Below are 18,169 nucleotides of genomic sequence, written 5' to 3' on the forward strand. Positions count from 1 at the left end.
GGCCTCAGCGCTCGATCGTCTTGTTCCAGCGTGCATTCCACGCCGGGCGGTTGGCGTTGACGCTGTCCCAGTCGATGGTGACGGCGTTCTTCATCCACTTGTTGATCTCCGCGACCTGCTGCGCGCCCTCCCCCACGGCCGGCGCCTTCGGGTTGGTCGGGATCTGGCTGCCGAACTGCAGCACATTGGCCTGGGCCAGCGGGCTGAGCAGGAACTCGGCGAGCTTCTGCGACAGCTCCGGCTCGCTGTTGTTGGCGATCACGCACTGACCCACCATCAGCACCACCGAGCCTTCCTTGGGTTGCGCGTAATCGACCGGGATGCCCTTGGTCTTGAGTGCGGCCACTGCGGTGGGCGTGAGCGGGAACAGCGCGGCCTCGCCGGTCTGCACCATCTCGGAGATCTTGGCCGAGCTCGGGATGTACTCCAGCACGTTCGGGCCGATGGTGGTCGGCCAAGCCTTGAAGCCGGGTTCCACGTTCTTGTCGTTGCCGCCCTGGATGCGGTTGAACATCAGGAAGCCGTGCAGGCCGAACGAGGACGACGACATCGACTGGAACACCACCTTGCCCTTGAACTTCGGGTCGGCCAGGTCCATCCACGAGGTCGGTGCCGCCCAGCCCTTTTCCTTGAACATCTTGGTGTTGTAGGCCAGGCCGGTCATGCCCAGGCTCACGCCGCTGGCCATGTCGTCCTTGAAGCGCGCGGCCGGGTAGATCTCGGCCAGCGCCGGGCTGGGCCGCTGCTTCTGGCACAGGCCCATGCCGATGGCCCGCACCATGATGCCGTCGTCGAGGAACATCACGTGCATCTGCGGCTTGTCCTTGTTGGCCTGCGCCTTGGCCAGGATGTCGGATGACGTGCCGGGCACCACCACCACCTTCACGTTGTTGAGCTTCTCGAAGGCCGGGAACACATACTGCGTGTACGCCTTCTCCATCGTGCCGCCGTTCATGCCGATGTACAGCGTCTTGGTCTGCGCGAAGGCCGCGCCCCCGGCGGCCAGGGCGGCCGCGGCGGCCACGCCGAACAGCGCGCGGCGCAAGAAGCGTGACTTGTGGGAATGGGACATGGTGGCTTCCTTTCGATGGTGGGTGGGATGATGGCGGAGGAAATCGACGAACTCAATGGGCGACCGATGCCAGGGGCTGCGCGGCGGGGTGAAAACGTCCGATCGAGAAGGCCTCGGTCGGTGTGCCGCTGCGGCCATCGCGCGCGATTTCGGCGAGCACTTCGCCCGCGGCCGGCCCGATCTGGAAACCCGCGCCCGCAAAGCCGAAGCCGTGCACCAGGCCGGGCGTGGTGCCGCTTGCGCCCAGCACCGGCTGGCGGTCGGGCAGGTACCCTTCGGTGCCGCTCCAGGTGCGGATGAAATGGGCGTGGCGCAGCGCCGGCAGCAGTTCGATCGCCTGGGTGGACAGCGCGGCGATGGCAGCGCGGTCCGAGCGCGCGCGGTCGGCGTCGAGCATGATGCCGGCGCCGCCCCCGAGCACCAGGTTGCCCCGCGCCACCTGGCGGCAGTAGATGCCGCCGCCTTCAACCCCGAGGCTCCAGGGCAGGAAGAACGGCAGCGGCTCGGTCACGGCCATGGCCGGATGGCCGCTCTGCATCGGTACCGCCTCGCCGAATTGCGCGGCGATGCCGCCGGCCCAGGCGCCGGCACAGTTCAGCAGCACCGGGGCGCGCAATTCCAGCGTATCGCCCGAGCGCAGCGTGAACAGGCGGCCGTCGTGCCGCACCTCGGTGAGCGGGCTGCGCTCGAAGATCTGCGCGCCTGCGCGCGCGGCGGCCAGCGCGAACGCCGGCGACACCAGGCGCGGATTGGCCTGGCCGTCTTCGGCGCACAGCGAGCCGCCCACCGCACGGTCGCCGAGCCATGCGCAGCGGGCGCGCAGCGCCGTGCCCGACACCATCTCCAGCCCGAGGTCGAAATCGCGGCTCAAAGCGCGATAGCGCTCCAGCGCGGCCAGGTCGGCTTCGCTGCGTGCGATCTTGAAATGACCGGTGCGCAGGTATTCGCCGTCGGTGCCGATCAACGCGGGCAGCTCGGCCCAGATGCGGTGGGCGCGCTGCGCCAGCGGCAGCTGGCTCAGCGGTCGGCCCTGGCGCCGCACGCCGCCGAAGTTCACGCCGCTGGAGCGCGAGCCGCAGAGGTCGCGTTCCAGCAACGCCACCTGCACGCCCTTGCGGCGCAAGGCCAACGCCGCGGAGGCGCCGACGATGCCGCCGCCGACGATGGCCACGTCCGTGTCGATGCGCTTCATGTCGCCGCCTCTTCGCCAGCCGCCATCTGCAGGTGAATCGGGATCGGCTTGATCGGCGCCTGACCGCGCAGCCGGCCGACGAATGGCACCGGCTGGCCCGTGGCCTGTGCCAGGATCTCCGCGGCAGCCACGCCGCACATGCGGCCCTGGCAGCGCCCCATGCCCACGCGCGACAGAGCCTTGAGCCGGTTCATCTCGTCCGCGCCCTGCGTGCGCACCGTGTCGCGCAAGGTGCCGGCGGTGACGTTCTCGCAGCGGCAGACCACGAGGTCGTCCGGCGCGTGCGCGGCCCAATCGTCAGGAAACGGAAAGGCGCGCTCCAGCCCCCGGCGAAAAGTCAGCAGGCGTTGATGCTGACGCTCGAGGTGTACGGCGCGCGCCGTGTCCACCGCCACGCCGTGGTCGGCCAGCAACGCCAGCGCCGCACGTTCGCCGGCCCATTCGGCCGCATCCGCGCCCAGGATGCCGGCACCGTCGCCCGCGAGGTACACGCCTTCCACGCTGGACCGGCCCGCAGGGTCGCGTTCGGGCAGATGGGCATGGTGCATCGCGCTGAACGCGAACCGGCAGCCGAGCAGGTCGGCGAGCTGGGTCTCGGAGCGCAGCGCGTAGCCGAAGCCAACGCCGTCGCAGGCCAGCGTGTGTTCACGCGTGCCGTCATGCCAGGCCACGCCCTGGACACGTTCATCACCGAGCACCCGTAAGGGTCGCACACCGTTGTGCAAGGCCACGCCATGCGCGCGCAGCCAGGCCACGTAATAGACCCCTTTGGTGAACACCGCCGGCTGCGTGAGCATGGCGGGTACCGCGGCGAGTTGATCCTTGAGCCGCGCCGTGTCGAGCACAGCCGCCACATCGACTCCGGCCTTCGCGTACTGGTAGGCCACGAGGTACAGCAGCGGCCCGGTGCCCATGAACACAACCCTTTTGCCGATCGCGCAGGCCTGGAACTTCAGCGCCACCTGCGCACCGCCCAGGGTGTAGACGCCGGGCAGCGTCCAGCCCGGCACGGGCAAGACACGGTCGGTGGCGCCGGTGGCCACCACGAGCTGGCGGTACGGCACCGAGCGGCTCGTCTGCGTGGGGCCGTGCAGTACGTCGAGCAGGCCATCCTGCACGTTCCACACCAGGCTGTCGGGTCGGTAGTCGATGGCGCCCTCCAGGCCGTCTATGGCCTGATGCAAGGCCGTGGCCCGGCCGGCCTCGGTGCCGTACAGCTGCGCCGGCGCCCGCCCGAAGTTGGCCGGCTGGCGCCGGTAGATCTGGCCGCCCGCACGCGCAGCCTCGTCGATCAACACCGGCCGCTGGCCATGCGCGGCCAGCGTCTGGGCCGCGCGGATGCCGGCCGGGCCGGCGCCCACGATCACGGGCTGCAACGTCATGCGGCGCCTCCGCCCGTCAATACCGCCATGCCGGGCGCGATGAAGGTGGAACAGGCGCGCAGCCTGGCACCGTCTGCGGTGGTGATCCAGCAGTCCTGGCAGGCGCCCATCATGCAGAAGCCGGCGCGCGGCTCGCTGCTGAATTCGTTGCGCCGCAGCCGGGCGCCGTGGGTCAACATGGCGGTGAGCACGGTGTCGCCGGCCAATGCGGTGGCGGCCTGGCCGTCGATGGTGAAAGGCACCGGGGTTCGGCCGGTCTCGGCCACGCGGTGCAGCAGGGCTTTGTTGCTCATGTCGTCAGCTTTTTCCGACCAGCACGCGGTCCAGGCCGTAGATGCGGTCGAGCACGACCATCGCCACCGCCGTCACCGCCACCATCAGTGCCGACACGGCGGCCATCAGCGGGTCGATGGATTCGGTGGCGTACATGTACATGCGCACGGGCAGCGTCACGGTGCTCGGCGCGGTCACGAAGATCGACATCGTGACCTCGTCGAAGCTGTTGATGAAGGCCAGCATCCAGCCGCCGGTGACGCCGGGCAGGATCATCGGCAGTGTGATGCGCTTGAACACCGTGGCCTGGCTCGCGCCCAGCGACAGGGCCGCCTGCTCCGCGCTGCGGTCGAAGCCGACCAGCGCCGCCACGACCAGGCGCAGCGTGTAGGGCGTGACGATCAGCGCGTGCGCGAGCACCAGCCAGCCGAAGCTGCCCGTGCCGCCGATCAGCGCGAACAGGCGCAGCAGCGCCACGCCCAGCACCAGGTGCGGAATGATCAGCGGCGAGAGAAAAAGCCCGTTCAGAAAACCGCGGCCGGGAAATTCGTACCGCGTGATGGCCATGCCGGCCGGCACCGCGAGCAGCGTCGCCAGCGTGGCCGAGGCCAGCGCCAGCCACAGGCTGTTCCAGAACGACTGCATGAAGTCCGGATGTTCGAAGGCCGCGCGGAACCAGCGCAGCGAGAGATGCGTGGTCGGCAGTGTGAGCGTGTTCTCGGGCGTGAAGGCCACCACGCAGACCACCAGCAGCGGCGCCAGCATGAAGGCGATGACAAGCGCGTTGAACGCCAGGGCAATGGGTCCGTTTTTACGCATAGCGGTTTATCCGAGGGACTTCTTATAGCGACCTTCGACCAAGCGGTTGTAGCTCAGCATCACGACCAGGTTGGCCACCAGCAGCACCAGTGCGATCGCCGCACCGAGCGGCCAATTCAGTTCGTGCAGGTATTCGTCGTAGACCACGGTCGCCACCATCTTCAGCCGGCGCCCGCCGAGCAGGCCGGGAATGGCGAACGAACTCGCCGACAGGCCGAACACGATCAGGCTGCCCGACAGGATGCCCGGCATCACCTGCGGCAGCACGATGCGGCGCAGCGTGGTGAACGGCGTGGCCCTGAGCGACAGCGCGGCGTTCTCCACGCCCGGGTCGAGCTTCTGCAGCGAAGTCCACACCGGGATGACCATGAAAGGCAGCATCACGTGCACCAGCGCGATGATCACCGCGGCCTCGGTGTAGAGCAGCTTCACCGGGCCGATGCCGACCGCGGCGAACGCCTTGTTGACCAGCCCCTCGGGCCCGAGCAGCATGCTCCAGCCGAAGGCCCGCACCACCACCGAGACCAGGAGCGGCGCCAGCACCACCAGCAGCAGCATCGAGCGCCAGGGGTTGCCCATGCGGCTCAGGATGTAGGCCTCGGGCGCGCCGATGGCCACGCAGATCAGCGTGACCACGCCGGAGATCCAGAAGGTGCGCCAGAAGATGGTGCCGTAGTAGGAATCCGTGAACACGTGGGCATAGTGTTCGAGCGTGAACTCGCCGGCCTTCGGCCCGGTCGCCGGGTCGTAGACGTTGAACGACAGGATCGCCGTGAGCAGCAGCGGCACCAGCAGCAGCGCCGTGAACATCACGATTGCCGGGCCGGACAGGCACCACGGGGTGGCGCGGCCCTTGACACCCATGCTCATGCCGCCACCTGCTCGTCGGCGGGCAGCAACCGCGCGCAATGGTCGGGCCAGTCGATGCCCGCCGCATGGCCCTCGTCGAGCGCGGGCCGGCCGTCGTTCGGACTCAGCACGGTGAGTTCCCCCAGCGGCGTGGTCACGGCGTACATCCACTGGCTGCCGAGGAAGAAGCGTTCACGCACCGTGCCGTCGATGCGGCCGCGGCCGGCCTCGACGAGTTGCAGCTTCTCGGGCCGCACGCTGAACAAGACAGCCGCACCGGGCCGGAATCCAGCGTCTTCGGCAGCCACCGTCAGTGTCCCCAGTTCGACGCGGTTACCTGCGGCGATCCGCCCCGGCAGCAGGTTCGCCTTGCCCACGAAGGTCGAGATGAACCGGCTGCCCGGGTGTTCGTAGACGCGGTGCGGATGGTCGATCTGCGTGGCGCGGCCGGCCTCCATCACCACCACGCGGTCGCTGATCGACATGGCCTCGCTCTGGTCGTGCGTGACCATGACCGTGGTCGTGCCGACCTTGCGCTGGATCTGGCGCAACTCGAACTGCATCTCCTCGCGCAGCTTGGCATCGAGATTGGACAGGGGCTCGTCGAGCAGCAGCACCGGCGGCTCGATCACCAGCGCGCGCGCCAGGGCCACGCGCTGGCGCTGGCCGCCGGAGAGCTCGCGCGGGTAGCGCGCGGCATGGGCTTCGAGGTGCACCAGCGCCAGGGCCTGTTTCACGCGTTCGCCGCGCTCGACCTTGGGGCACCTGCGCATCTCCAGGCCGAAGCTCACGTTGTCGGCCACCGTCATGTGCGGGAACAGGGCATAGGTCTGGAACACGATGCCCAGGCCACGTGTGTTGGCCTTGGCATGGGTGATGTCGCGGCCGTCGAGTTCGATGCGGCCACTGCTCACGGCCTCGAAACCGGCCACCATCTGCAGCGTCGTCGTCTTGCCGCAGCCCGAGGGGCCGAGCAGCGAGACGAATTCGCCCTTTTCCACCGAGAGGTTCACCTCCGACACCGCACGGGTCGTGCCGTAGAACTTGGTCACGTCGGTCAACTTCAGGAATGACATCGAAAACCTCTTTCAGTGGGGAACGGCGCACAGCGGTGGTGCAGGCGAGGCGGACCTCGAACCTTCCTCTGCTCTCAGACGAATCTATTGCAATAAACAAACCAGCTTGCATGGGGTATTCCATTAATCAGAATTTTTCTGTAATTTATTCCAATGAATGGAATAATTAGGCACAACGATCGCAACTGAATTCCGAAGGAAGATGCCATGCCTACATCCCCTGCACCGAAAGACACGCCGGAAGCGGCCATTGGCACCGGCACAGGCGGCGTGCCGCGCCTCTTTGCGGTGATCCGCGCGCTCACCGAGGTGCAGGCCGAAGGCGGACGTGTCACGCAACTGGCGCGCACCGTGGGCCTCACGCAGGCCACCACGCACCGGCTGCTGCAGTCGCTGATGGCCGAGGGCATGGTCGAACAGGACGAACGCAGCAAGCTCTACCGGCTGAGCATCGATTTCTTCGCGCTCGCGGCCAAGGCAGGCAATGCCGGCGATCTGCGCAGCCTGTGCCGGCCGGTGCTGCTGCGCCTGTGCGCCAGCCTGGGCGACAGCATCTTCCTGTTGGTGCGCAGCGGCTTCGACGCGGTCTGCCTGGACCGCAGCGAAGGCCCGTTCCCGATCCGCAGCTTCACCGGCGACGTCGGCGGACGCATCGCGCTCGGCGTCGGCCAGGGCTCGCTGGCAATCCTGGCCTTCCTGCCGGAAGCCGAGCGCGAGGAGGTGATCCGCTTCAACCTGTCGCGGGTGCGCGAATACGGCGTCTACGACGAGGTCTACCTGCGCACCGAGATCGAACGCGTGCGCCAGGCCGGCTACGCCGCGCGCAACACCGGCCTGCTCGAAGGCATGGCCGGCGTGGCCGTGCCGATCTGCGACCGCGAAGGCCGCGCCGTGGCCGCGCTGAGCGTGGGCACCATCGCCGACCGGCTGAACCCGGACCGCCTGCCCACCGTGGTGGAACTGCTCAAGCGCGAGGCCGCCGCCGTCGGCCCGAAGATCCACCCCTTCGACCCCAGCCTGCGCCGGCCCTCGCAAAGCCTGGCTGGTTCCGCCGCGACGCAGCGCATCCCCGCGCCGGGTTGACCGCAGAGATCAGTGGGGACGCCGCGCCAGCACCTCGTCGCGCGGGCCGGCGTCGACCACGCGGCCGGCCTCCACCACCACGACGGTGTCGAACCTGGCGAGCAAACTCGGCCGGTGCACCGAGGCGACGACGCAGGCCGAAGGGAACGCGGCGAGCATGCGGTCGAAAACCCGGCCCTCGGCCTGCGGGTCGAGTGCGCTGGTCGGCTCGTCGAGCAGCAGGAGCGAGCTGCCGCGCGCCGCCAGCGCGCCACGGGCCAGCGCCAGCCGCTGACGCTGGCCGCCGGAGAGGTTGCTGCCGCGCTCGTTCAGCGCACTGGCCAGACCCTCGGGCAGGCGCTGCAGCACCTCGTCGAATACGCCCGCATGCACCGCGGCCGCCAGCGCCGCCGCGTCGGCCGGCTCGCCGAAAGTCAGGTTCTCCTGCACGCTGGCTTCGAACACTTCGGCCTCCTGCGGGATCAGCGTGGCCAGCGTTCGCAGTTCGGCCCAGTCCGCCACGGCGCCGTCGCGGCACAGTTCGCCCTGCTGCGGGGGGTAGAGCCCAGCCAGCAGGCGCAGCAGCGTGCTCTTGCCGCCGCCGCTCGGACCGATCAGCGCCACGCGCGCGCCGCGGCGCAGCAGCAGGTCGATGCCCTGCAGCCCGCCGCGCGCATCGTCGGCATAACGCCAGGTGGCACCGCGCAGCGCCAGCGTCTGCCAGGCTGCATCGGGCCGCACGGCCGGCACGGCGGCATCGGGATCACCGGGCGCCTGCCAGATCGGCTCGGCGCTGCCGTAATCGGTGTGCATGCGCGCGAAGCCCTGGAAGTTCGACGCCATCGCGCCCACCACCGAAGCCGCCTGCTGCGCGTACTGGTAGATCATGAACACGGTGCCCAGCAGCACGGCCTGCCCGGGCTGGCGTGCCTGCAGCACGTAGACCACCACCAAAATCCAGGTGAGCGCCATGCCCAGCAGGTCCACGGCGAACCACTTGCCCTCGTTGACCATCACCGCGCGGCGCAGCGGCGCGATCACCGCATCCATGCGGCGACCGAGCAGCCTGCGCGAGGCGGCCTGCAGCCGCAGCCCGATCACCGTGCCGGCATTGGCCACGAAGTCGAGCAGCGCGGCGGCGTAGCGGCGCTCGGCGTCGTTCTCGGCGCGGGCGAGCTGCATCAGAACGCGGTCGAAGCGCAGGATGATGGCGGCGATGACCACGTAGCCCGTCACCGCGATGGCACCACTGGTGCGCGACAGCAGGGCCAGCGCGACGATCGGACCGACGAAGTTGAACGCGCTCTGCAGGTAGGCGAACTGGTTCTGGGCAAAGTCCGACAGCGCACGGCTGGCCTGCGTCACGCGGTGCTGCAGCTCGCCCGAATGCCGGCCGTCGCGCCAGGCCAGCGGCGCCGCGGCGATGCGCGCATACAGCTGGTCGGCCAGCCGCTCTCGCACCCGCACGCCCACGTTGCGCTCCAGCACCCGCCCCGGGCCGTGCAGCAGCCAGGCCGCCAGGTAGATGCCGATGAGATACACGATCCAGCGGCCGGCGGCTGCCAGGTTGTCGCCCTGCAGCGCGTTGATGGCCTGCGCCGCCAGCCAGGGCATGGTCAGCCGCATGAGCTGCGCGGCCGACAGCAGGCCGGCGGCCCCGAGCAGTTGGTTGCGCACGCCGGATGCGTGGCGCCACAGTGCGCGGTACAGGTCGCGCGCGGCGCTGCCGAGGCCGGTGGTGGATGGGCGTGCGGTGGGAGTGGTTGCGGTGACTGTCATGCGGTATGGAAAAAGGCGAGTCGGTGCGACGGAGCGGATCAGGGCGATTGTGCCGATCCCCAGGTACCGTCGCGTCCGGCTCGCGTGGGCTGAGCGAGCAGAATGTAAAGACCGTCATCGCAATTGCCTGCCTGTCCGTTGCACCGGATCCAACCCGGAGGTCTTGCCGATGTTGCTGTTTCCCGCCATGCCGTGGCGCCTGTGCCTGGGGGCGGCCGCGGTGCTGCTGTGGGGCTGCGCCGCCGCGCCGCCATCGGCGACCACGCCCAGAGCCGCCTTCGAGGCCGCGAACCGGCTGAGCTGGGGGGCGAACCGGCGCGAAGTCGCCGAGACCCGGGCCGAAGGCGCCAGCGCCTACCTGGCCCGTCAACTGCACCCCGGCCCGGCCGTCCTGCCGCCGGCGGTGCAGCAGCAGATCGATGCCATGACCATCAGCCAGCGGCCGTTCGAGGAACTGGTGCGCGAGATGGACCAGCGCAACCGAGACAGCAACAGCGGCACGGCCAGCGCGGGAGAAAAGGCGGCCGCGCGCCAGGCCTACCAGCAGGACATGAACCGCCTGGCCCGGGAAGCCGCCACGCGGCACCTGCTGCGTGCGCTGTATTCGCCGAACCAGTTGCAGGAGCAGATGACCTGGTTCTGGCTCAACCATTTCAGCGTGAGCCAGGCCAAGGGCAATCTGCGCGCCATGGTCGGCGACTACGAGGAGCAGGCCATCCGGCCGCATGCGCTGGGCAAGTTCCGCACGCTGCTCGGCGCGGTGGCGCACCATCCGGCGATGCTGCGCTACCTGGACAACGCGCAGAACGCGGCCGGCCGCATCAACGAAAACTACGCGCGTGAATTGCTGGAACTGCACACCCTGGGCGTGAACGCGGGCTACACCCAGCAGGACGTGCAGGAGATGGCCCGCGTGTTGACGGGCAACGGCATCGCCGACCAGCCCGCCAGCCCGAAGCTGCGGCCGGAACTGCAGGCCGACCTCGTGCGCCGCGGCCTGTATGAATTCAACCCCAACCGGCACGACTACGGGCCCAAGCGCCTGCTCGGCCAGCCGATCACGCGCCGCGGCGCGGCCGAGTTCGACGAGGCGCTGGACCGGCTCGCGCGCCATCCGGCCACGGCGCGCTTCATCAGCGAGAAGCTCGTGCGCTACTGGCTCAGCGACCAGCCGGAGCCCGCGCTGATCGACCGCATGGCGCGCACTTTCCTGCAGAGCGACGGCGACATCGCGGCCACCTTGCAAACGCTGATGACATCCCGCGAATTCGCCGAGGGCGCGGGCCGCAAGTTCAAGGACCCGCTGCGCTACGTGGTCTCTGCCGTGCGGCTGGCGTACGACGACCGGACCGTGCTCAACGTCGGCCCCATGCTCGGCTGGCTCGGCCGCATGGGCGAACCCCTGTACGGCCGCGCCACCCCCGACGGTTATCCGCTGGACGCCGCGGCCTGGGCCAGCCCCGGCCAGATGGCCACGCGTTTCGAGATCGCGCGGGCCATCGGCGCGGGCAGTGCCGGGCTGTTCAGAACCGAAGGGCCCCAGCCGGTGGAGCGCCCGGCTTTCCCGCAGCTGACCAACGCGCTTTATTACCAATCCATCGACGCCACGCTCGGCGCCGCGACGAAGACCGCACTGGCCCAGGCGGCTTCGGCACAGGAATGGAATGGCTTCCTGCTGTCCGCGCCTGAATTCATGAACCGATAAGGGCTGAAATGAAACGACGCCACCTTCTTGGCTCTCTCGCCGTCCTGCCGTTCGGCACCTACGCGGGCGAACTCATGGCCGCGCCGGCCGCCCGCTCCCGCCTGCTGCTGGTGTTCCTGCGCGGCGCCTACGACGCGGCCAGCCTGCTGGTGCCGACGTCCAGCCCGTTCTACCTGGAGGCCCGGCCCGACATCGCAATCCGCCGGCCGGGTCCCGAGTCGGATACGGCGTTGCCGCTCGATGCCGATTGGGGCCTGCATCCCGCGCTGCGTGCCTCGGTGTACCCGATGTTCCAAAAAGGCGAAGCCAGCTTCATCCCGTTCGCCGGCACCGAGGACCTGTCGCGCAGCCATTTCGAGAGCCAGGACAGCCTCGAACTCGGCCAGCCGCTGCAGGCGCGGCGCAACTTCCGCTCGGGTTTCCTGAACCGGCTGGCCACCGTGGTCCAAGGAGCCCAGCCGATGGCCTTCACCGACCGGCTGCCGCTGGTGCTGCAAGGACAGGTCGAAGTGCCGAACACCTCGCTGGCCTCGCTCGCCAAGCCGGCGGTGGATGCGCGCCAGGCCGCCATCATCAGCGCGATGTACCAGGGCACGCCGCTGGCCGCGCCGGTGGCCAGCGGCTTCGCACTGCGCGACGAGGTCAACCGGGAGATCGGGGCCGAGATGCTCGCCGCGAGCCGGGGCGCGATCAGCGCCAGGGGCTTCGAGCTCGAAGCGCAACGCATCGCACGGCTGATGCGCGAGCGTTTCAACCTTGGCTTCGTCGATGTCGGCGGCTGGGACACCCATGTGAACCAGGGCGGCGCCAGCGGCTACCTGGCGTCGCGGCTCGACCAGCTGGGCCGTGGCCTCGCGGCCTTCGCCGAGGCGATGGGGCCGGCATGGCGCGACACCACGGTGGTGGTGGTCAGCGAGTTCGGCCGCACCTTCCGCCAGAACGGCAACCGCGGCACCGACCATGGCCACGGCTCGGTGTACTGGGTGCTCGGCGGCGGCCTGCGCAGCAACGGCGATGGGGCTGGCCGCATCGCCGGCGAACAGGTGCGCGTGGAAGCGGCCACGCTGTTCCAGCAGCGCGACTACCCCGTGCTCAACGAATGCCGCGCCGTGCTGGCCGGGCTGTTCCAGCGCCAGTTCGGACTGAATCCGGGCCAGTTGCAGCAGGTATTCGACGGCGTGGCGCCGCGCGATCTGCAGCTGATCTAGCGGCGGGGCGGCGGGCGGTTAGAGTCGAGGCCCTTTCCCCGTTCAGCGACCCGCCCCTCACCCATGAAACCACCCGCCAGACTGCAGTCCCTGATCGAAGAGGGGCTGATCGACACCGTGGTGCGCCAGCTCATGAGCGGCAAGGAGGCGATGGTCTTCGTCGTGCGCAGCGGCGACGAGACCCGCTGCGCCAAGGTCTACAAGGAGGCCACGCAGCGCAGCTTCCGCCAGGCGGTGGACTACACCGAGAACCGCAAGGTGAAGAACTCGCGCCAGGGCCGGGCCATGGCCAAGGGCACGAAGTTCGGCCGGCAGGCGCAGGAGGCGGCCTGGCAAAGCGCGGAAGTCGATGCGCTGTACCGCCTGGCCGACGCCGGCGTCCGGGTTCCCAAGCCCTACAACTTCTTCGAGGGCGTGCTGCTGATGGAACTCGTCACCGATGCGGCCGGCGATGCGGCGCCGCGCCTGAACGACGTGGCCTTCACACCGGAGGAAGCGCTGCGCCACCACGCCGCCCTCGTCACCGAGGTGGTGCGCATGTTGTGCGCCGGGGTCGTGCACGGCGACCTGTCGGAATTCAACATCCTGCTGGCCGAGGACGGCCCGGTGATCATCGACCTGCCCCAGGCCGTGGACGCCGCCGGCAACAACCACGCGCAACGCATGCTGCTGCGCGACGTGGGCAACCTGAGCAGTTTCTTCGGCCAGTTCGCGCCCGAGCTGCTGGCCACCGCCTACGGCCCCGAGATGTGGGACCTGTACCAGGGCGGGCTGCTGCGCCCAGACAGCGCGCTGACCGGGCGCCACGAGCGCACACCGGGCAGCGTGGACATGGGCGCCGTGCTGCGCGAGATCGCCGCAGCACGCGACGAGGAAGCCGCGCGCCGGCTGCGGCTGCAACCGCAGGCACCGCGCTGACCGGGGACACACACCCGGGTCAGTCCACGGCGTCGAACGCCCGCCACCAGCCATCGACGGCCCTCGGCGAAAGGCTGAAGCGGAAATAGTTGCCGCCCCCGTTGGGCGGCTGGTCCCAGCGCCGGTCGATCGGCACGCCGGCCAGGTGGCAGTACAGCAAGGTGCCGACCGCGCCGTGCGAGACGATGGCCAGCGCCCCCGTCTCGCCCTGCGAACGGTGCGCCGCGAGCAGCCGCGTGACGGCGGCCACGACGCGCGCCTGGGCATCCACGGCGCGCTCCCAGCCCCGCACCGAGCGCTCGGGCTCGGCAAAGAACGCGTCGGCCATGGCCTCGAACGCCGGCGGCGGCAGGAAGCCGGTGGCGCTGCGGTCGTTTTCGTCGAGGCCGGCGTCCTGGATGATGGAAAGCCCGAGGTGCTGCGCCAGGATCTGCGCGCCGTCGATGGCTTTCTGCTCGCTGCTGCAGGCCAGCGCGCGCACCTCGGCCAGCCAGGGTTGGCGCAGGCCGCTGGTCATGCGCTCGCGGCCCAGCGCCGAAAGCGGCCAGCGCGGCACCGGCACCTCGCGGCTGATGACCACGTTGGGGTGGGTGATGAAGATGGCTTGTGGATGCATGGCCACATCGTAGCCATCCGATGCGTCCTCCGTCTTGTGCATAAAAACAGCTTCCCGCTTTGCGGGCCTCCGCGACATCAGCTATTTTTTCAGGAGCGGCGGTGCCGATCGCCCGCTTGACCGTATCTAGGGTAAACCCTTAAATTGGGATGACCTCCGGAAGATATTGGAGATTTCCATGTTCCATGCCGTTTCCCTCAAAGAACTGCATCGCATCAAGAAATGGCATGTCGCCCACAAGGCGGAACATCCGCTGGAATACGAGCTGCTTGACCTGGTGCTGACCTTGTGGCTCATGGGCTGGGTCGGCTGGATTCCTGCGTTGATGCTGCACGTGCTGTGGACGCTGCCGCTGTGCGCGCTGGCCATGCTCCTGCCTACCGGCTACGTGCGCCTGCGCGCCCGGGCGCACCAGCGCCAGCGGCTGCGTTGCGACTGGCTCGTCGGCTGATGCAAAGGCGGGCGTCCTCGCCCGCGGCTGACCGGGCCTACAGCAGGCCGGTGTTGCGCATCAGCTCCTGGGTTTCACCCGTCTTCAAGGTGGACATGTCGACCGCCGGCGCCTGCAGCTCGGCCAGCGGCACCAGGTTGCGGTTCGATGCCGCGCCGACACCCACGGCGTATTCGTAGGAACTGCCGGTGCGCAGGATGTCCTGCCCGCCCTTGCCGGTGAGCCACTTCATGAACGCCTGGGCCTGCGGCTGCCGCTTGCTCGAGGCCAGAATGCCGCCGCCGGACACGCTCACGAACGCCCCCGGATCCTGGTTGCGGAAATAGTGCAGGCCGAGCTTTTCGGTGTTCTCGCCGCGTTTGGCCATGTCGCCGAAATAGTAGTAGTGGTAGATCACCGCGCCGTCGATCTCGCCGTCGTTGACGGCCTTCATGGCCACGCTGTTGCCGCGGAAGGTGACCAGGTTCTCCTTCAGCCCCTTGAGCCAGGCCGCGGTGGCGGCTTCGCCCTTGAGCTGCAGCACGGCGCTGACGATGGCCTGGAAATCGGCGCCCGCGGGGGCCGCACCGATGCGGCCCTTCCAGGCTGGGTCGGCCAGGTCCATGATGGACTTGGGCAGGGTGTCGCGCGTGAACTTGATCTTGCGGTAGGCAAACACCGTGCTGCGCGCGGCGATGCCGGTCCAGTGGCCGTCGGCCGGGCGGAAGGCAGGCGGCACCTGGGCGAGCGTGGCTTCATCGAGCGGCGCGAAGAGCTTCCGGTTGTCGACCATGGTCATGGCCGGCGAGTTTTCCGTGAGGAAGATGTCGGCCGGCGAAGCCGCGCCTTCCTGCAGGATCTGGTTGGCGAGTTCGTAGTCGCCGCCGTCGCGCACGGTGACCTTGATGCCCGTGTCGCGCGTGAACTGTTCGACCCAGCTGCGCGTGAGCGAGACGTGCTGCGCGTTGTAGATCACCAGGCCATCGCTGCCCTGGGCCTGCGCCGCCAGCGGCGCGAACACGGCGGCTCCCGTGGAAACACCCAGGCCAAGGGCCAGCAGCAGGGAACGGCGAGTCGGGTCGGGGCGGGAAAACATGAGCGGGAGATCCTCCAGGGGCAAGGGAACGGAATGTAAAAGGAACGAGCAGCTTGGTTCGTCCAAACAAGAATAAGTTTCATTTGAATTATAGAACCGACCCCTTGCGGCCGAATTTCCTCCGCACGGCCTCCCGGTGCCGTCCTACAGATCGGGGAAAGCGGCAAACCTAGCCTAGGGCAAGGCAATCCTGCCCCCTCCACGAATCCCCACCACTGCCCACCATGCCCAAGACCAACCAGGCCACTCCCGGCAAGAACGACAAGGCTGCGGCGACCGCCAAAGCCGCCGCGCGCAATACCGACAGCGGGCCCGCCACCGGGCCAGGCCCGGGCGCCGTGCCCGATGTCGCTGCCGAAAAAATGGCACAGACCCAGGCCCTCGCCGCCGGCATGCCCCACAACCCGACCAAGGCCGCCGAACACGGCTTCGCCAACGGTGTCGCGCCGCAGCCCGGCGGCACGGTCGAGCCTCTGTCGCGCCTGCCCGGCGGCAGCACGCTGTCGGAAGAAAACGGCACGGAAAAAACCGGCAGCATGGCGCCCGCCGGCGTGAACTCCACCATCGAGCCGCTGGACCGCGTGCGTGTGGACTCCGCCGGCCAGCGCCTCACCACCAACCAGGGGGTGCCGATCGCCGACAACCAGAATTCGCTGAAATACGGCCTGCGCGGGCCGGTGCTGCTCGAAGACTTTGTGCTGCGCGAGAAGCTCACGCATTTCGACCACGAACGGATTCCAGAACGCATCGTGCATGCGCGCGGCTCCGCGGCGCACGGCTTCTTCGAGTGCTACGCACCGCAGACCGAATACACCAAGGCCGCACCGTTCCAGGAAGCCGGCAAGGTGACACCGGTGTTCGTGCGCTTCTCCACCGTGGCCGGCGAACGCGGCTCCAAGGACACGGCGCGCGACGTGCGCGGCTTCGCCGTGAAGTTCTACACCGACGAAGGCAACTGGGACCTGGTCGGCAACAACATCCCGGTGTTCTTCATCCAGGACGCGATGAAGTTCCCCGACCTGGTCCACGCCGTCAAGCCCGAGCCGCACCACGGCATGCCGCAGGCGGGCAGCGCCCACGACACCTTCTGGGACTTCGTTTCGCTGATGCCCGAATCCACCCACATGCTGATGTGGGCCATGAGCGACCGCGCCATCCCGCGCAGCTACGCCACCATGCAGGGCTTCGGGGTGCACAGCTATCGGCTGGTCAACGAGGCCGGGGTCTCGGTGTTCGTCAAGTTCCATTGGCAGCCGAAATACGGCACGCATTCCCTGGTGTGGGACGAGGCCGTGAAGATCTCCGGCGCCGATCCCGACTACCACCGCCGCGACCTGTGGGAGCGCATCGAGGCCGGCGCCTATCCCGAATGGGAGCTGTGCCTGCAGATCTTCACCGAGGAACAGGCCGAGCAGTTCAGCTTCGACATCCTCGACGCGACCAAGCTGATCCCCGAGGAACTGGTGCCGCTGATCCCGGTGGGCCGCATGGTGCTCAACCGCAACCCCGACAACTTCTTCGCCGAGACCGAACAGGTGGCCTTCTGCACGGCCCACGTCGTGCCAGGCATCGACTTCTCGAACGATCCGTTGCTGGCCGGCCGCATCCACTCCTATGTGGACACGCAGATCACGCGCCTGGGCGGACCGAACTTCCACGAGATCCCGATCAACGCGCCGGTGGCGCCGGTGCACAACAACCAGCGCGACGGCCTGCACCGCCAGGCCATTCCGCGCGGCCGCGTGTCCTACGAGCCGAACTCGCTCGGCGGCGGCTGCCCGTTCCAGGCCGGCGCGGCGCAAGGTTTCGTGAGTGTGCCCGCGCGCATCCAGGCGCAGGAAGAGCAGGGCAAGGTGCGTGGCAAACCGGAGAAATTCGCCGACCACTACACCCAGGCCACGCTGTTCTTCGAGAGCCAGACGCCGGTCGAGCAGGCCCACATCGCCGCAGCCTTCCGCTTCGAGCTCAGCAAGGTGACCGTGCCCGCGATCCGCGAGCGCATGGTGGCGTCGCTGCGCAACGCCTCGGAGCAGCTCGCGAGCCAGGTGGCCGAAGGCCTGGGCATCGCCCCGCTGCCCGAGCCGCTGCCGCGCGCCTTGGCCCAGCCGGCCAAGCCCGAGGTCGACAGGTCGCCGGCGCTCTCGCTGATGGCACGGCCGGGCGACGGTTCGATCCAGGCGCGCAAGATCGCGATCCTGGTCGCGCCGGGTGTCGTCGCCGGCTCTGTCGCATTGCTGCAGGCCGCATTGCTGGAACAAGGCGCCGTGCCGCGCCTGGTCGGCCCGCGCATCGGCTCGGTGGCCACGGCCGACGGCGAACCGCTGCAGGCCGACGCCTCGATGGAAAACGAGCCCGGCTTCCTGTTCGATGCGCTGGTGCTGCCAGACGGTGAGCAGGCCGTGGCCGCGCTGGCCAAGGACGGCCACACCATGGAGTTCATCAAGGACCAGTACCGCCATGGCAAGACCATCCTCGCGCTCGGCGCCTCGTCGGCCCTGCTGCAGAAGGCGGAGGTCTCGGACAAGCTGCCCGACGGCAGCGCCGATGCGGGCGTGATCATCGCCCTGGCCGAAGATGCCGAGACCGCCGCGCGGGCCTTCATCTCGGCAGTGGCGCTGCACCGGCACCCGCAGCGCGAGATGGACCCGCCGCCGGTCTGACCGGTTCGACGGATTCCCACTTCCGCCACTTC

General features: G+C 68.9%; 16 protein-coding genes. 6 read left to right on the forward strand and 10 right to left on the reverse strand.

Going from position 1 to position 18,169, the window contains the following annotated elements; all coding sequences use genetic code 11:
* Positions 1-4: 4 nt before the first annotated feature.
* From RD110_RS19345 to RD110_RS19375, 7 genes are read right to left on the reverse strand one after another with little or no spacing between them, the layout of a single operon-like run.
* Positions 5-1,072 (reverse strand): ABC transporter substrate-binding protein, encoded by a 1,068-nt coding sequence (locus RD110_RS19345; RefSeq protein WP_076201210.1) that lies wholly within the window; start codon positions 1,070-1,072, stop codon positions 5-7.
* 52 nt (positions 1,073-1,124) lie between these two features.
* The gene (locus RD110_RS19350) at positions 1,125-2,264 is read right to left on the reverse strand and encodes an NAD(P)/FAD-dependent oxidoreductase (protein ID WP_076201211.1); all 1,140 of its coding nucleotides are present in this window, start codon (positions 2,262-2,264) and stop codon (positions 1,125-1,127) included.
* Positions 2,261-3,646: an FAD/NAD(P)-dependent oxidoreductase gene (locus tag RD110_RS19355; protein WP_076201213.1), complete on the reverse strand. Its 1,386-nt coding sequence runs from the start codon at positions 3,644-3,646 to the stop codon at positions 2,261-2,263. Before RD110_RS19355 ends, RD110_RS19350 begins: the two co-directional genes overlap by 4 nt.
* Complete coding sequence (locus tag RD110_RS19360; RefSeq protein ID WP_076201214.1) at positions 3,643-3,939, reverse strand: (2Fe-2S)-binding protein; 297 nt, start codon at positions 3,937-3,939, stop codon at positions 3,643-3,645. The genes RD110_RS19355 and RD110_RS19360 overlap by 4 nt, the downstream gene beginning before the upstream one ends.
* A 4-nt stretch (positions 3,940-3,943) precedes the next feature.
* Positions 3,944-4,738, reverse strand: a complete 795-nt coding sequence (locus RD110_RS19365) for an ABC transporter permease (RefSeq protein ID WP_076201216.1) — start codon at positions 4,736-4,738, stop codon at positions 3,944-3,946.
* A gap of 6 nt (positions 4,739-4,744) precedes the next feature.
* Complete coding sequence (locus RD110_RS19370) at positions 4,745-5,602, reverse strand: ABC transporter permease (RefSeq protein ID WP_394329462.1); 858 nt, start codon at positions 5,600-5,602, stop codon at positions 4,745-4,747.
* Positions 5,603-5,604: 2 nt separating this feature from the next.
* Complete coding sequence (locus tag RD110_RS19375) at positions 5,605-6,663, reverse strand: ABC transporter ATP-binding protein (RefSeq protein ID WP_076201219.1); 1,059 nt, start codon at positions 6,661-6,663, stop codon at positions 5,605-5,607.
* Positions 6,664-6,870: 207 nt separating this feature from the next.
* Here RD110_RS19375 and RD110_RS19380 point away from each other — a divergent pair, with 207 nt between their 5' ends.
* The gene (locus RD110_RS19380) at positions 6,871-7,746 is read left to right on the forward strand and encodes an IclR family transcriptional regulator (protein ID WP_076201221.1); all 876 of its coding nucleotides are present in this window, start codon (positions 6,871-6,873) and stop codon (positions 7,744-7,746) included.
* A 9-nt stretch (positions 7,747-7,755) separates the two neighbouring features.
* On the opposite strand, the gene RD110_RS19385 is transcribed toward RD110_RS19380, so the two are convergent.
* Entirely contained in the window at positions 7,756-9,504 is a 1,749-nt protein-coding gene (locus RD110_RS19385; protein ID WP_083686363.1) for an ATP-binding cassette domain-containing protein, read from the reverse strand.
* Positions 9,505-9,673: 169 nt separating this feature from the next.
* On the opposite strand from RD110_RS19385, the gene RD110_RS19390 reads away from it, so the two are divergent.
* The 3 genes from RD110_RS19390 to RD110_RS19400 all read left to right on the forward strand — a co-directional run bounded on the left by RD110_RS19390 (position 9,674) and on the right by RD110_RS19400 (position 13,335).
* On the forward strand, positions 9,674-11,209 hold the full coding sequence (locus RD110_RS19390; protein WP_239467069.1) for a DUF1800 domain-containing protein: 1,536 nt from the start codon (positions 9,674-9,676) through the stop codon (positions 11,207-11,209).
* Between the two features lie 8 nt (positions 11,210-11,217).
* Positions 11,218-12,417, forward strand: coding sequence for a DUF1501 domain-containing protein (locus RD110_RS19395; protein ID WP_076201222.1), 1,200 nt, complete (start codon positions 11,218-11,220; stop codon positions 12,415-12,417).
* 63 nt (positions 12,418-12,480) lie between these two features.
* Positions 12,481-13,335 carry a PA4780 family RIO1-like protein kinase gene (locus tag RD110_RS19400; protein ID WP_076201224.1) on the forward strand — a complete coding sequence of 285 codons (855 nt, stop codon included), beginning with the start codon at positions 12,481-12,483 and terminating at the stop codon, positions 13,333-13,335.
* A gap of 19 nt (positions 13,336-13,354) precedes the next feature.
* Here the strand turns inward: RD110_RS19400 and RD110_RS19405 are convergent, their stop codons facing one another.
* Entirely contained in the window at positions 13,355-13,951 is a 597-nt protein-coding gene (locus RD110_RS19405) for a histidine phosphatase family protein (protein ID WP_076205300.1), read from the reverse strand.
* A 178-nt stretch (positions 13,952-14,129) separates the two neighbouring features.
* Between RD110_RS19405 and RD110_RS19410 the strand changes: the two genes are divergently transcribed.
* Entirely contained in the window at positions 14,130-14,402 is a 273-nt protein-coding gene (locus RD110_RS19410; RefSeq protein ID WP_076201226.1) for a hypothetical protein, read from the forward strand.
* 37 nt (positions 14,403-14,439) lie between these two features.
* Here the strand turns inward: RD110_RS19410 and RD110_RS19415 are convergent, their stop codons facing one another.
* Positions 14,440-15,477: an iron ABC transporter substrate-binding protein gene (locus RD110_RS19415; RefSeq protein WP_076201228.1), complete on the reverse strand. Its 1,038-nt coding sequence runs from the start codon at positions 15,475-15,477 to the stop codon at positions 14,440-14,442.
* 224 nt (positions 15,478-15,701) lie between these two features.
* On the opposite strand from RD110_RS19415, the gene RD110_RS19420 reads away from it, so the two are divergent.
* Positions 15,702-18,137, forward strand: a complete 2,436-nt coding sequence (locus RD110_RS19420; RefSeq protein ID WP_076201230.1) for a catalase — start codon at positions 15,702-15,704, stop codon at positions 18,135-18,137.
* The last annotated feature ends 32 nt before the right edge of the window (positions 18,138-18,169 follow it).

Source organism: Rhodoferax koreense, assembly GCF_001955695.1.
GTDB classification, from domain to species: Bacteria; Pseudomonadota; Gammaproteobacteria; order Burkholderiales; family Burkholderiaceae_C; genus Rhodoferax_B; species Rhodoferax_B koreensis.

What these genes read in the sequence shown, in the direction of transcription:
- RD110_RS19345 (WP_076201210.1), bottom strand. Translation starts at nt 1,072, where the DNA reads ATGTCCCATTCCCACAAGTCACGCTTCTTGCGCCGCGCGCTGTTCGGC.
- RD110_RS19350 (WP_076201211.1), bottom strand. Translation starts at nt 2,264, where the DNA reads ATGAAGCGCATCGACACGGACGTGGCCATCGTCGGCGGCGGCATCGTC.
- RD110_RS19355 (WP_076201213.1), bottom strand. Translation starts at nt 3,646, where the DNA reads ATGACGTTGCAGCCCGTGATCGTGGGCGCCGGCCCGGCCGGCATCCGC.
- RD110_RS19360 (WP_076201214.1), bottom strand. Translation starts at nt 3,939, where the DNA reads ATGAGCAACAAAGCCCTGCTGCACCGCGTGGCCGAGACCGGCCGAACC.
- RD110_RS19365 (WP_076201216.1), bottom strand. Translation starts at nt 4,738, where the DNA reads ATGCGTAAAAACGGACCCATTGCCCTGGCGTTCAACGCGCTTGTCATC.
- RD110_RS19370 (WP_394329462.1), bottom strand. Translation starts at nt 5,602, where the DNA reads ATGGGTGTCAAGGGCCGCGCCACCCCGTGGTGCCTGTCCGGCCCGGCA.
- RD110_RS19375 (WP_076201219.1), bottom strand. Translation starts at nt 6,663, where the DNA reads ATGTCATTCCTGAAGTTGACCGACGTGACCAAGTTCTACGGCACGACC.
- RD110_RS19380 (WP_076201221.1), top strand. Translation starts at nt 6,871, where the DNA reads ATGCCTACATCCCCTGCACCGAAAGACACGCCGGAAGCGGCCATTGGC.
- RD110_RS19385 (WP_083686363.1), bottom strand. Translation starts at nt 9,504, where the DNA reads ATGACAGTCACCGCAACCACTCCCACCGCACGCCCATCCACCACCGGC.
- RD110_RS19390 (WP_239467069.1), top strand. Translation starts at nt 9,674, where the DNA reads ATGTTGCTGTTTCCCGCCATGCCGTGGCGCCTGTGCCTGGGGGCGGCC.
- RD110_RS19395 (WP_076201222.1), top strand. Translation starts at nt 11,218, where the DNA reads ATGAAACGACGCCACCTTCTTGGCTCTCTCGCCGTCCTGCCGTTCGGC.
- RD110_RS19400 (WP_076201224.1), top strand. Translation starts at nt 12,481, where the DNA reads ATGAAACCACCCGCCAGACTGCAGTCCCTGATCGAAGAGGGGCTGATC.
- RD110_RS19405 (WP_076205300.1), bottom strand. Translation starts at nt 13,951, where the DNA reads ATGCATCCACAAGCCATCTTCATCACCCACCCCAACGTGGTCATCAGC.
- RD110_RS19410 (WP_076201226.1), top strand. Translation starts at nt 14,130, where the DNA reads ATGTTCCATGCCGTTTCCCTCAAAGAACTGCATCGCATCAAGAAATGG.
- RD110_RS19415 (WP_076201228.1), bottom strand. Translation starts at nt 15,477, where the DNA reads ATGTTTTCCCGCCCCGACCCGACTCGCCGTTCCCTGCTGCTGGCCCTT.
- RD110_RS19420 (WP_076201230.1), top strand. Translation starts at nt 15,702, where the DNA reads ATGCCCAAGACCAACCAGGCCACTCCCGGCAAGAACGACAAGGCTGCG.